The following is a 12082-nucleotide window of genomic DNA, read 5'->3' as shown; positions in this document are numbered from 1 at the left end:
GTGCTCGCGACCGTCCTCTCCGTCAACGCCGGTCGGCTCGAGCCGGTCGAGGGCGTACGGCGGCCGACCGGCATCCGCAAGCGCCCGGTCGAGCGGATCGCCGTGCGCGACCCGGGTCCCAAGCGCGGCGGCCTCGGCAGCGGCGTGGTCGGCGACGAGATCGGCAGCCGCCGGCACCACGGTGGCGCGACGCAGGCCGTCTACGCCGTCGCCCGCGAGGAGCTCGACCGGTGGGGGCGCGAGCTCGGGCGCGACCTGCCCGACGGGATGTTCGGGGAGAACCTCACGACCTGGGGCCTCGAGGTCGACGACGCCGAGGTCGGCGAGCTGTGGCGGGTCGGGCTGACCCTGCTGGAGGTCTGCGGGCCACGCGTGCCGTGCGCGACCTTCGCCGCGCACATGCGCGAGCCCCGCTGGGTACGTCGGTTCGCCGAGCGCGGTCGCACCGGCGCCTACCTCGCGGTCCGTGAGGCGGGGGTGATCGACCGCGGCGACCCGATCGAGGTGGTGCACCGTCCCGGCCACGGCCTGACGGTGCCCATGCTGTTCCGAGCGGCGATGGGCGACCGTGAGCTCGCCGAGGTCTTCATCGGCGCGCAGGTGCTGCCGGAGGCCGAGCACGACTGGCTCGCGTCGCTGCGATGACGACGTTCCAGTTCGAGCGCGAGTGGGACGTGTCCGCGGCGCCGGACGACGTGCGCGAGGTGCTGCTCGACCTCGAGCACTACCCCGAGTGGTGGCCCCAGGTGCGGGCGGTCGCCAAGATCGACGACGACACGGCCCGGGTGCTGTGCCGGTCGGTCCTGCCCTACACCCTCGACCTGGTCCTGCATGCGGAGGAGCGGGGCCACGAGGTCCTGCGCAGCGCGATCGGCGGCGACCTCGAGGGGTGGTCGTCGTTCCGGCTGAGCGGCGACGGCGTGCGCACCCACCTGGTATACGAGCAGACCGTGGTCGTGGCCCACCGCCTCCTGGCTCGCGCGTCGCGCGCGCTGGGGCCGGTGCTGCGGTGGAACCACGACCAGATGATGCGAGGCTGCGAGCGCGGCCTCGCCGGCCGCGTCCGCTAGCGGTCGGTCAGGACAGCGCGGCCACCGCGGCGTCGTAGTCGGGCTCCACGCCGATCGCGTCGGTCAGCTGGGTGTGCAGCACGGTGCGGTCGGCGTCGAGGACCACGACGGCGCGGGCGAGCATGCCCTGCCAGGCCCCGTCGGCCATCGCCACGCCGTAGTCCTGGCCGAACGTGGAGCGGAAGGCCGAGCCCACCTCCACGTCGTCGATGCCCTCGGCACCGCAGAAGCGCGCCTGCGCCAGCGGCAGGTCGACCGAGACGTTGACGATCGCGGTGTCGTCGAGGCCCGCCGCGAGCTCGTTGAACTTCCGGACGCTCGCCTGGCAGACGCCGGTGTCGATGCTCGGGAAGATGTTGAGCACGACGCGCTTGCCCGCGACGTCGGCGTCGGTCAGCGGCTGGAACTTCAGCCCGACGAGCTCGAAGCCGGGTGCCTGCGAGCCGACCGCGGGGAGCTCGCCGACGGTGTTGACGGTGGTGTCGCCGAATTGTGTGGTTGCCATGGGCCCCAACCTAGTGGGGCGCTCCCCGCCCTGCGGAGGGGCCGCCACGTGGCAGACGGCCCTAGGGTGCAGCCATGGGTTCCCGCGACCGGACCGACGCCATCATCGAGGTGCTGAGGGACGCGTTCGCACCGCTGATGCGCGCCGACCCGGCCGCCTTCCGCGCGAAGTACCGCAAGATGGCCCGCGACCCGCACGCCTTCTACCGCGGATCGGCGTGCCTGTTCTTCCACGACGTCACCGCCGAGGAGGACGAGTGGGCCGCGCACGGTGCCGAGCGGATCTGGATCCACGGCGACCTGCACGTCGAGAACTTCGGCACCTACCTCAACTCCGACGGCCGGCTGGTCTTCGACATCAACGACTTCGACGAGGCCTACGTCGGCCGCTTCACGTGGGACCTGCAGCGCTTCGCCGCCAGCCTCGCGCTCGTCGCGTGGCAGAAGGCGCTGCCGGAGGACGCCATCCGCAAGCTCATCGGCCGCTACGCCCGCTCCTACCTCGCGCAGGTCAACCACTACGTCGCCTCCGACGACGACGACGACTTCGAGATCACCCTCGACACCGCCGACGGCCCGGTGCTCGACGCGCTCGTGCTGGCCCGCACCAAGCGGCGCGCCGACCTGCTCGACTCGATGACCCTGATGCGCGACGGCCGCCGCCGGTTCCTCGAGGACGGCAGCACCCGGCGGCTCTCGCGGGACGAGCGCGGTGAGGTGGTGGCGGCGTTCCGCGCCTACCTCGACACGATCCCGGAGTCCAAGCGCTTCGACCGGGCGCTGTTCTACGAGCTGCGCGACGTCGTCGGCAAGACCGGGTTCGGCATCGGCAGCGCCGGCCTGCCGGCGTACAACCTGCTCGTCGAGGGCTACAGCCAGGCGCTCGACAACGACGTGGTGCTGAGCATGAAGCAGGCCAACGTGCCGGCGCTGAGCCGCTTCGTCGAGTCGGAGGAGGTCGACGCCTACTTCGAGCACGAGGGCCACCGCACCGTGGTGAGCCAGCGCGCCCTGCAGGTGCACACCGACCCGCTGCTCGGGCACACCCAGGTCGGTGGGGTCGGCTACGTCGTCTCCGAGGTCTCCCCCTACGAGGTCGACCTCGACTGGGACGACGTCAACGAGCCGGAGGACATGCGCGCCATCGTCGACCTGCTGGGGCGCGCCACGGCGAAGATCCACTGCGCGTCCGACGAGGACAGCCAGCAGGACCTCGTCGACTTCCAGGTCGAGGAGGCGGTCGCCCGCTCCCTCGACGGGAGGCGCAACGAGTTCGTCGCCTGGCTGTGCGACTGGGGCATCGAGTACGCCGTCCGGGTCCGCCAGGACCACGCCTTCTTCGTCGACGCCTTCCGCGAGGGCCGGGTGGGCATCGCCGCCACCTGACCCCCGCGGCGGGTGTCAGGCGTCGATGCTCGACATGTCTCCGTAGCGGTCGCCTGCCACCGCGTCGCGCGGCACCGCCTGCTCGAGGGCGGCCAGGTCGTCGGCGGTCAGCTCGACCGCGGCCGCGCCGACGTTCTCCTCGAGGTACGTCACCCGCTTGGTGCCGGGGATGGGCGCGACGCCCAGGTCGGCCCCGCCCTGGGCGAGCACCCATGCGAGCGCGAGCTGGCCCGGGGTGCAGCCCTTCTGCCCGGCGACCTCCTTGACTTTCTCTACCAGGGCGAGGTTGGCGTCGAGGGCGTCGCCGGCGAACCGCGGGAAGTAGCCGACCGACCGCGAGTCCCCGGACTCGAGCGACTCCCGCGTGACCGCGCCGGTCAGGATGCCGCGCCCGAGCGGGGAGTAGGGCACCAGCCCGATGCCGAGCTCGCGCAGGACGGGCAGGATCTCGTCGTCGAGGTCGCGGGTGAACAGGGAGTACTCCGACTGCAGCGCGGTGATCGGGTGCACGGCGTGTGCGCGCCGGATCGTCTCGGCGGAGGCCTCGGAGAGGCCGAGGTGGCGGACCTTGCCGGCCTCGACGAGCTCGGCCATGGCACCGACGGTCTCCTCGATGGGAACGGTCTTGTCGACGCGGTGCTGGTAGTAGAGGTCGATGTGGTCGACGCCGAGGCGCTCGAGCGAGGCGTCACAGGCCGAGCGGACGTAGTCGGGGGTCCCGTTGATGCGGACCCACGAGCCGTCGGGGTTGCGCTCGTTGCCGAACTTGGTGGCGAGCTGGACCTCGTCACGGCGGCCTGCGATGGCGCGGCCGACGAGGCGCTCGTTGGTGAACGGCCCGTACATGTCGGCGGTGTCGAGGAAGGTGACGCCCAGGTCGAGCGCGCGGTGGATGGTGTCGATCCCGGCCTGCTCGTCCGGGGTGCCGTAGAACTCCGACATCCCCATGCAGCCGAGGCCGAGGGTGCTGACGGTGAGCGGGGAGGTGGTGCCGAGAGTGCGCTGTCCGATGGATGAGGTGGTGGTCATGTCGTCCAGCGAACGCCTTGGAGTGCGCTCGAAGTCAAGACCTCACCCGGGATCGCCCACCTTCCCTTCGTAGAGCGCGATCTTGTAGTCGATCGCGCGCAGGTGGGACGTCACCTCGGCGAGCTGGCGCTCGACGACCTCGCGGTGCGCGAGCAGCAGCTCGAGCCGCTCGGCCTCGTTGCCGTCACCCTCGCGGACCAGGGCGGCGTAGCGGCGGACGTCGCGGATGGGCATGCCGGTCGAGCGCAGCCGGGTCACCATCTGGATCCAGCGGAGGTCCTCGTCGGTGTAGCGACGGTGGCCGGAGGACGCGCGCTCCACGGAGTGCAGGAGCAGTCCGTCGCGCTCGTAGTAGCGCAGTGTGTGGGCGGTGAGGCCGGTCTGCTCGGCGGCCTCGGCGATGCTCAGGCTGGTCACCGCACCAGTCTCCGACTTGGAGTGCGCTCCAAGTCAAGGGGAGCGATCAGTCGCCGAGTGCGGGTCGGACGAAGTCCGCGGTGGCGTAGGGCCCGCCGACGTACGCGGCCTCGGCCTCGTCCTCGGGGCGGGGCTCGACCCGGTCGGCGTGCTCCTCGGCGTCGTCGAGCGGCTCGTAGCCGAGCCGGCGGCCGGGCTCGAGGTCCCACCACCCGCGGGTGTTCGCGCTGATGCCGTAGAGCACCGCGAACCCGGGGGCGGGCGCGGTGAGCGCCGCCTCGACCATGCGGACGCCGTCGTCGTGCGACAGCCAGGTGGACAGGGCACGCACGGTCGTCGGCTCCTCGAGGAAGGACCCGATCCGGCAGGCGACCGCGTCGATGCCGTGCCGGTCGACGAAGAGCCTGATGAGTGCCTCGGCAGCGACCTTGCCGACGCCGTAGTAGGTGTCGGGGCGCGGCAGGGCGTGCTCGCCCAGCACGCCGTCGGCACGAGGGGTGCGGCCGACCGCGTGGTTCGACGAGGCGTAGACCAGGCGCGGCACGCGGTGGGCGACCATCGCGTCGAGCAGGGCCGCCGTGGTGATCACGTGGGAGGTGAGCTCGGCGGGCAGCGACGCCTCCTCGGGCACGCCGGCGAGGTGCACCACCGCGTCGAGACGCTCCTCGGCGAACACCGCGGCGACGGCGTCGGCGTCGGCGCAGTCGGCCTCATGCCAGGCGAAGGGCGTGCCCTCCGGTGCCGGCACCAGGTCGAGCCCGACGACGTCGTGACCGCGGTCGGCGAGGCCGACCGTGACGACCCGGCCGAGGCTGCCGGCCGCCCCCGTGACGAGGACCCGCATCAGCGCCGGCCCCTCAGATCCGCTCGACGACCTGGCTGAGCAGGCCGCCCATCCGGCTCGCCGCGGCCCGGCCCGCCTCGAGGACCTCCTCGTGGTTGAGCGGCTCGCCGCTCAGCCCGGCGGCGAGGTTGGTGACCAGGCTGATGCCGAGGACCTCCATGCCCGCCTCGCGGGCCGCGATGGCCTCGAGCGTCGTGCTCATCCCGACCAGGTGGCCGCCGAGGATGCCGGCCATCCGCACCTCGGCCGGCGTCTCGTAGTGGGGGCCGGGGAACTGGACGTAGACGCCCTCGTCGAGCGTCTCGTCGACCTCCTTGCACAGCGCGCGCAGCCGCGGGCTGTAGAGGTCGGTCAGGTCGACGAAGGTGGCGCCGACGATCGGGCTGGTGCCGGTGAGGTTGATGTGGTCGGAGATGAGCACGGGCTGGCCGGGCTGCCAGCCCTGCTTGAGCCCGCCGCAGCCGTTGGTGAGGACGATGGTCGAGCAGCCCGCGGCCGCCGCCGTACGGACCGGGTGGACGACCGCGGCGACGCCCTTGCCCTCGTAGAAGTGGGTGCGCGAGAGGAAGACCAGCAGGTTCTTCCCCCCGCTGCGGATCGAGCGGATCCGCCCGCTGTGCCCGGCGACCGCGGCGGCGCTGAAGCCGGGGAGGTCGGTGGTGTCGATCTCGGCGGTGGCCTCACCGAGGGCGTCGACGGCCGGCAGCCATCCGGAGCCCAGCACGAGGGCGACGTCGTGGCGCTCCACGCCGGTCAGCTCGGCGAGGCGCTCCGCGGCGGATCCGGCGAGCTCGTACGGGGTGGGGGCGGCGGCAGCGTGGGTCACCCGCGGAACTCTAGACGGATCACCACCCGGCGACGACTTCCTCCTGGACCCACCCGTGGCGGACCCGCTGCGGGTGGTCGCCGACCTCGAGGTAGGCCACCTCGCGGCGCCGGCGCACGTCGAGGACCGCGACGGCGTCGGACTCGCTGAGCGAGACCCAGCAGGTCCCGCCCGGGCCCTCGGTCGTCCAGTACGGCTTGAGGTAGTCGTGGCCGGTCGTCGCCCGGTCGAAGATCCGGCGCTTCGTGGTGCGGGCGTCGACCAGCGCGGCGTAGTCGTCCATGGTGCCGGCGACGCACAGGGTGCGATCGTCGCCGCCCAGGGACAGCCCGTGGTGGGCGGAGTCGTTGACGTACTGCTCGAGCGGCATCGTCGGGACGCGGTTGGGCAGGGGCACGACCCGGGTGACGGCGCCGCGACGGGGCTCCGGCTTGCCACCCGAGGTGTAGCCGACGGCGCCGTCCAGGTCGCGGGCGCGGGTGTCGAACTCGACGTAGCCGTGGAGGAAGGACACCTGGAACCAGAGGAAGCGCTCGTCGGGGCCCAGTGCCATCGGGCGCACGGCCGAGCTCATGCCGGGGTAGCCCGCCTCGGCGAGCTCCTTGCCCATGTCCCAGCGCTGGACCACGCGGAAGTCACGCTCGCGCACGACCTGGAACCAGCGGTCGCCCTTCACCACGTCCTCCAGCGCGGTGCCGTGGTCACCCGGGGTGTAGACCCGGCCGATCGAGGCGTGGAAGATGCGGCGGCCGTCGTCGCTGTAGGTGTTCTCGTGCGGGGTCTCGCCCGACTCGAACGTGCGGAGCCGGTCACCCATCTCGGCGACCGTGCCGTCGGGCAGGCGCTGCCGGGTCATCGCGAACTCGATGACCTGCCGCGAGGTCGAGTCGCTGACCAGCAGCCTCCTGCCGTCGGGAGACAGGCCCATGTGGTCGGTGCGGTGGCCGTCCATCGGCTGCTCGCGCACGATCGACGCCGGGTCGCCGGCGGCGGCCTTCGCGACGTCGACCCACACCACGTCGGCGAGGCTCGGCCGCGAGACGGCGAGGAAGCGGCCGTCACGCGTGGTGAACATGTCGTCGACGTACTGGTCGTGGCCCTCGCCGGGGCCCTGCTGCACCGCCAGGTAGTAGGCCAGTCGCTCGGGGTCCGTGCGGATCGCGGCCAGCTCCTCGGCCTTGTCGGGCACCAGGTCGATGCCGCGCCGCAGCACCTCGAAGGTCGACGCGTCGACCACGGTGGCGGTGCCGGCCCAGTTGTTGCCCACGAACATCACGCTGCGCCGGCCGCGGTCCACGGCGTCGTCGAGCGGGTCCGCGGGTGCCGCCGCGAGGGGCGCGACGCTGACGAGGGCGGCAGCAGCGGTGCCGAGGGCCAGGAGCGGGAGGCGGCGCATGTGGGGGTCAACGCTCGAGCGGCGCGGAGGTCACTCCCGACGCCACGACGCCCGCCGTTGACCCCTGCCCAACAGCGGACGCCGTGCACAGGTCCAACGCGCGAACGCGTCAGAGGTCACACCCCGGGGCGGGGTGGGCTCAGAGGCCGGTCGAGCGGCAGGAGCGACGCCGCAGCGCGGCGACGTAGTCCTCCGGGGCGCCGGCCGCGTCGGCCGCGTCGGCGAGGACACCGAGGTACGACGCCGACGGCAGGCCGCCCTCGTAGGCGTCGAGGACGTAGGCCCACACGACCATCTCGCCGGTCATCGTCTGCACCCGGACCTTGGTCTTGCGGTAGAGCCCGCTGTCGGCGGCCTCCCAGCCGTCGAGCGAGCGCTCGTCCTCGGGGGTCACGTCGTAGACCGCGACGAAGACCTGCTCGAACGGGTCCTGGACGATCGTGGACAGCGCGCCGTCCCAGCCGTGCTCCTCGCCGCCGAAGGTGAGTCGCCAGCCGGTGAGCCAACCCGTGGAGTGGAGGATCGAGTGCGGGCAGCGCTCGCCCATCCGGGCGGGATCGAGGTTGGTCCCGTAGGCGGCGTAGAGCGTCACGGGCGACAGGATATCGAGCCGCGACCTCGGTGTTCCTCGCGTGGGACGGACAACTAGGGTGGGCTCGTGACCGACACGCACTTCGACACCCTCGTCCTCGGCGCCGGCCCCGGTGGCTACGTCGCCGCGATCCGCGCAGCACAGCTCGGCCAGAAGGTGGCCGTGGTGGAGGAGAAGTACTGGGGAGGTGTCTGCCTCAACGTCGGCTGCATCCCCTCCAAGGCGCTGCTGAAGAACGCCGAGCTGGCGCACACGCTCCAGCACGAGAAGGCGAAGTTCGGCATCGAGGGCGACGCGACGATGGCGTTCGGCCCGACCCACAAGCGCAGCCGCGACGTGAGCGCCGGCATCGTCAAGGGCGTCCACTTCCTGATGAAGAAGAACAAGATCACCGAGATCGACGGCTGGGGCACCCTCGCGGGCCGCAACGACGTCGACGTCAAGGACAAGGACGGGCAGACCACCCGCTACACCTTCGACAACCTGATCATCGCCGCGGGCGCCACGGTCCGCCTGGTCCCCGGCGTCGAGCTGAGCGAGAACGTCGTCACCTACGAGGAGCAGATCCTCACCGACCAGCTGCCGAGCTCGATCATCATCGGCGGCTCGGGAGCGATCGGCGTCGAGTTCGCCTACGTGATGGCCAACTTCGGCGTCGACGTCACGATCGTGGAGTTCCTCGACCGGATGGTGCCGACCGAGGACGCCGACATCTCCAAGGAGCTCGCCAAGCACTACAAGAAGCTCGGCGTGAAGGTGATGACCTCCACCGCCGTGAAGGGTGTCGAGGACACCGGCTCGGGCGTGAAGGTCACCGTCGCCCCGGCCGCCGGCGGCGACGAGCAGGTGCTCGAGGCCGACAAGTTCCTCGCGGCCTTCGGCTTCGCCCCGCGCACCGAGGGCTACGGCCTCGAGAACGTCGGCGTCGCAGTCTCCGAGCGCGGCGCGATCGAGATCGACGACTACATGCGCACCAACGTCCCGGGCGTCTACGCCATCGGCGACTGCACCGGCAAGATGATGCTCGCCCACGTCGCCGAGGCGATGGGTGTCGTCGCGGCGGAGACCATCAACGGCGCCGAGACCATGCCGGTCGACTACGACTTCGTCCCCCGCGCCACCTACTGCAACCCGCAGATCGCCTCCTTCGGCTACAGCGAGGCGCAGGCCAAGGAGAAGGGCTACGACGTGAAGACCGCGTCGTTCCCGTTCACCGCCAACGGCAAGGCGATGGGCCTCGGCGAGGCCGTCGGCTTCGTCAAGGTGGTCGCCGACGGCGAGCACAACGAGATCATCGGTGCCCACATGATCGGCCCGGGCGTCACCGAGCTGCTGCCGGTGCTGACCCTGGCGCAGAAGTGGGACCTCACCGCCGACGAGGTCGCCCGCAACGTCTTCGCACACCCGACGCTGAGCGAGGCCGTCAAGGAGGCCGTCCACGGCATCGCCGGCCACATGATCAACTTCTGATGGCCGACCACATCGTCATCGTCGGCGGCGGCCCGGGCGGCTACGAGGCCGCCCACGTCGCTGCGCAGCTCGGCGCCGAGGTGACCGTCGTCGACACCGACGGTGTGGGCGGCTCGGCGGTCCTCACCGACTGCGTGCCGAGCAAGACGCTCATCGCCACGTCCGAGCTGATGACCGAGATGGCGGCCGCGCAGGAGCTCGGGGTCAACTTCCGCGACCACGAGGGCGACGCCGCCACCTCGATCGCCGTCGACCTGGCCCGGGTCAACGCCCGCGTCAAGCAGCTCGCGGCCGACCAGTCGTCCGACATCGCGGCCCGCCTGGACCGCGACGGCGTACGCGTGGTCACGGGGCGGGGCCGCCTCGGGCCCGACCTCACGGTGGTCGCCACGACCGAGGCGGGTGAGGAGACGCTGCAGGCGGACGCGATCATCGTCGCGACCGGCGCTGCCCCGCGCACCCTGCCGGACGCCCAGCCCGACGGGGAGCGGATCCTCACCTGGGAGCAGGTCTACGACCTCACCGAGGTGCCGGACAAGCTGATCGTCGTCGGCTCGGGCGTCACGGGCGCGGAGTTCGCCAGCGCCTACCTCTCCCTCGGCATCCACGTCACGCTGGTCAGCAGCCGCGACCGGGTCCTGCCCGGCGAGGACGCCGACGCCTCGGCGGTGCTGGAGGAGGTCCTGACCCGGCGCGGCATGAACGTGCTCGGGAAGTCCCGCATGCAGTCGGTCACCCGCGACGGCGACGAGGTCACGGTCACCCTCACCGACGGCCGCACGGTCACCGGCAGCCACTGCATCCTCGCGCTCGGCTCGATCCCCAACACCGCGGACCTCGGCCTCGAGGACGCCGGCGTGGCGACCGACGACGGCGGCTTCATCACCGTCGACCGGGTCTCGCGCACGACCGCGCGCGGCATCTACGCCGCCGGCGACTGCACGGGCGTGCTGATGCTCGCCTCCGTCGCGGCGATGCAGGGCCGCATCGCGATGTGGCACTTCCTCGGCGACGCGGTCGCCCCGCTCGACCTCAAGAAGGTCTCGTCGAACGTCTTCACCTCACCGGAGATCGCCACCGTCGGCTGGTCGCAGCAGGCCGTCGACGCCGGCGAGATCGCCGCGGAGGTGGTCATGCTCCCGCTCGCAGGCAACGCCCGCGCCAAGATGCAGGGGGTGCGCGACGGCTTCGTGAAGCTGTTCTGCCGCCCCGGCACGGGCATCGTGGTCGGGGGAGTCGTGGTCGGGCCACGCGCCTCCGAGCTGATCCACCCGGTGTCGCTCGCCGTGGCGGAGTCGCTGACCGCCGACCAGCTCGCTCACGCGTTCACCGTCTACCCGTCGATGAGCGGGTCGGTCGCCGAGGCCGCCCGCCGGCTGCACCGGGTCTGACGCCGCTCGCCGTCCCGGTCCGCGCCTCCGGGCCGGGACCGGGCTGGCACGACGGGCACCACCACGTCCGTCGGTTGGCGGCGTCGCCGGGCACCTCGGCCTGCACGCTGACCGGGCCCCCGCACCGTCGGCAGCCCTGCCGCTGGCGGCCGGTGACCCAGTGGTCGTCACCCCTGACCGGCGATCCGGTCGTGACCTGGTAGGCGCCGTCGACGGTGGCGGAGTGGCGCAGCATCGTCGCCGCGCGCTCGACCAGCCGCTCGACGTCGACCTCGCCGACCGGGGTCCACGGGCTGACGCCGCTGAGGAAGGCCAGCTCGTTGGCCCAGAGGTTGCCGAGCCCGGCCACGGCGCGCTGGTCGAGCAGGGCGGTCACCAGCGGTGTCGCCGGGTCGGCGCGGAGGCGGTGCACCGCCTCGGCGGGGTCCCAGTCGTCGCGCAGCGGGTCGGGCCCGAGGTGCCCGACGAGGTCGTGCTCGCGGTCGGTCGGCACGAGCTCGAGGTCGTGGAGGCGGATGCCGTGGACGGTGCGGCCGTCGTCGAGCGCCAGCACCAGCCGGACGTGGGGCTGCAGCTTGCCCGGCAGCCGCTTGCCGGGCGCCAGCGTCGACCACGAGCCGTCCATGCGGAGGTGGCTGTGCAGGGTCGCCGGGGGAGAGCCGGGGTCTCCGGAGAACCGGGTGAGGAGGTGCTTGCCGTGCGTGTCGTGGCCCAGGACGGTGCGCCCGGAGAGGTCGCGCGTGGCGAGCCGCGGCGTGCGGAAGTCGGAGCGCTCGACGAGGTGGCCCGCGAGCTGGCGGTCGAGCCGCCGCGCGAGCTTCCAGACGCTGTCTCCCTCGGGCACGCCTCCAGTGTCACAGGCGCCTCCGACAGGCTCCCTGCGCCCGAGCCGGGATCCCCGGTCCGCCTCCGGGTGTCACGACGCCCCTGTACGCTCGGTGGTTCTGCTCGTCCGTCTTCGGAGAACCACCGCCATGACTCGTTCCCGCATCCTGCTCGTGCTCCTGCTGGGCGCACTGCTGCTGCCGGTCCTGCCCGCGGCCGCTGCGGCACCGCGCGCGGAGGTGGAGTCCGACCCGGTCCCCGGATCGGCCGCGATCACGATCACCGGCCACGGCTTCGGCCACGGCCACGGCCTCTCCCAGTACGGCGCCCAG

Annotated in this window: 14 protein-coding genes; 6 read left to right on the top strand and 8 right to left on the bottom strand. The window is 72.3% G+C overall.

All coding sequences use genetic code 11. The annotated features are described in order from the left end of the window. Both Q9S36_RS33870 and Q9S36_RS33865 read left to right on the top strand, forming a co-directional pair. A complete protein-coding gene (locus Q9S36_RS33870) occupies positions 1 to 645 on the top strand; it encodes an MOSC domain-containing protein (RefSeq protein WP_311289188.1) in 645 nt (214 codons plus the stop codon). Beyond that, complete coding sequence (locus Q9S36_RS33865; protein ID WP_311289187.1) at positions 642 to 1070, top strand: SRPBCC family protein; 429 nt, start codon at positions 642 to 644, stop codon at positions 1068 to 1070. Before Q9S36_RS33870 ends, Q9S36_RS33865 begins: the two co-directional genes overlap by 4 nt. 7 nt (positions 1071 to 1077) lie before the next feature. Here Q9S36_RS33865 and tpx read toward each other — a convergent pair whose 3' ends face one another. Next, positions 1078 to 1575 carry a thiol peroxidase gene (gene tpx / locus Q9S36_RS33860; RefSeq protein WP_311289186.1) on the bottom strand — a complete coding sequence of 166 codons (498 nt, stop codon included), beginning with the start codon at positions 1573 to 1575 and terminating at the stop codon, positions 1078 to 1080. Positions 1576 to 1649: 74 nt separating this feature from the next. On the opposite strand from tpx, the gene Q9S36_RS33855 reads away from it, so the two are divergent. Then, complete coding sequence (locus Q9S36_RS33855; protein WP_311289185.1) at positions 1650 to 2960, top strand: DUF2252 domain-containing protein; 1311 nt, start codon at positions 1650 to 1652, stop codon at positions 2958 to 2960. Positions 2961 to 2975: 15 nt separating this feature from the next. Here the strand turns inward: Q9S36_RS33855 and Q9S36_RS33850 are convergent, their stop codons facing one another. The 6 genes from Q9S36_RS33850 to Q9S36_RS33825 all read right to left on the bottom strand — a co-directional run bounded on the left by Q9S36_RS33850 (position 2976) and on the right by Q9S36_RS33825 (position 8064). Beyond that, on the bottom strand, positions 2976 to 3989 hold the full coding sequence (locus Q9S36_RS33850; protein WP_311289184.1) for an aldo/keto reductase: 1014 nt from the start codon (positions 3987 to 3989) through the stop codon (positions 2976 to 2978). Positions 3990 to 4031: 42 nt separating this feature from the next. Next, positions 4032 to 4406, bottom strand: a complete 375-nt coding sequence (locus Q9S36_RS33845; protein ID WP_311289183.1) for a MerR family transcriptional regulator — start codon at positions 4404 to 4406, stop codon at positions 4032 to 4034. Between the two features lie 46 nt (positions 4407 to 4452). Beyond that, positions 4453 to 5250, bottom strand: coding sequence for an NAD(P)-dependent oxidoreductase (locus tag Q9S36_RS33840; protein WP_311289182.1), 798 nt, complete (start codon positions 5248 to 5250; stop codon positions 4453 to 4455). 13 nt (positions 5251 to 5263) lie between these two features. Next, the gene (locus Q9S36_RS33835; RefSeq protein WP_311289181.1) at positions 5264 to 6076 is read right to left on the bottom strand and encodes a purine-nucleoside phosphorylase; all 813 of its coding nucleotides are present in this window, start codon (positions 6074 to 6076) and stop codon (positions 5264 to 5266) included. A 19-nt stretch (positions 6077 to 6095) separates the two neighbouring features. Further along, entirely contained in the window at positions 6096 to 7472 is a 1377-nt protein-coding gene (locus Q9S36_RS33830) for a hypothetical protein (protein WP_311289180.1), read from the bottom strand. 139 nt (positions 7473 to 7611) lie between these two features. Continuing rightward, a complete protein-coding gene (locus Q9S36_RS33825) occupies positions 7612 to 8064 on the bottom strand; it encodes a gamma-glutamylcyclotransferase (protein WP_311289179.1) in 453 nt (150 codons plus the stop codon). Between the two features lie 66 nt (positions 8065 to 8130). Between Q9S36_RS33825 and lpdA the strand changes: the two genes are divergently transcribed. Further along, the gene (gene lpdA / locus Q9S36_RS33820; RefSeq protein WP_311289178.1) at positions 8131 to 9534 is read left to right on the top strand and encodes a dihydrolipoyl dehydrogenase; all 1404 of its coding nucleotides are present in this window, start codon (positions 8131 to 8133) and stop codon (positions 9532 to 9534) included. After that, positions 9534 to 10925, top strand: a complete 1392-nt coding sequence (locus Q9S36_RS33815; protein WP_311289177.1) for an NAD(P)H-quinone dehydrogenase — start codon at positions 9534 to 9536, stop codon at positions 10923 to 10925. The genes lpdA and Q9S36_RS33815 overlap by 1 nt, the downstream gene beginning before the upstream one ends. Here Q9S36_RS33815 and Q9S36_RS33810 read toward each other — a convergent pair. Continuing rightward, a complete protein-coding gene (locus Q9S36_RS33810) occupies positions 10861 to 11769 on the bottom strand; it encodes a DNA-formamidopyrimidine glycosylase family protein (RefSeq protein WP_311289176.1) in 909 nt (302 codons plus the stop codon). The two genes, Q9S36_RS33815 and Q9S36_RS33810, sit on opposite strands and share 65 nt — an antisense overlap. A 130-nt stretch (positions 11770 to 11899) precedes the next feature. Here Q9S36_RS33810 and Q9S36_RS33805 point away from each other — a divergent pair. Continuing rightward, on the top strand, positions 11900 to 12082 hold a 183-nt coding region (locus tag Q9S36_RS33805; RefSeq protein WP_311289175.1), incomplete at its 3' end, for a hypothetical protein.

Source organism: Microbacterium sp. ARD31 (assembly GCF_031844425.1).
Note: the sequence above shows the minus strand (reverse complement) of the source record. Positions and strands in the feature narration are given on the sequence as shown.

Coding starts and splice junctions, on each gene's coding strand:
- Q9S36_RS33865 (WP_311289187.1), top strand. CDS start 642: ATGACGACGTTCCAGTTCGAGCGCGAGTGGGACGTGTCCGCGGCGCCG.
- tpx (WP_311289186.1), bottom strand. CDS start 1,575: ATGGCAACCACACAATTCGGCGACACCACCGTCAACACCGTCGGCGAG.
- Q9S36_RS33855 (WP_311289185.1), top strand. CDS start 1,650: ATGGGTTCCCGCGACCGGACCGACGCCATCATCGAGGTGCTGAGGGAC.
- Q9S36_RS33850 (WP_311289184.1), bottom strand. CDS start 3,989: ATGACCACCACCTCATCCATCGGACAGCGCACTCTCGGCACCACCTCC.
- Q9S36_RS33840 (WP_311289182.1), bottom strand. CDS start 5,250: ATGCGGGTCCTCGTCACGGGGGCGGCCGGCAGCCTCGGCCGGGTCGTC.
- Q9S36_RS33830 (WP_311289180.1), bottom strand. CDS start 7,472: ATGCGCCGCCTCCCGCTCCTGGCCCTCGGCACCGCTGCTGCCGCCCTC.
- Q9S36_RS33815 (WP_311289177.1), top strand. CDS start 9,534: ATGGCCGACCACATCGTCATCGTCGGCGGCGGCCCGGGCGGCTACGAG.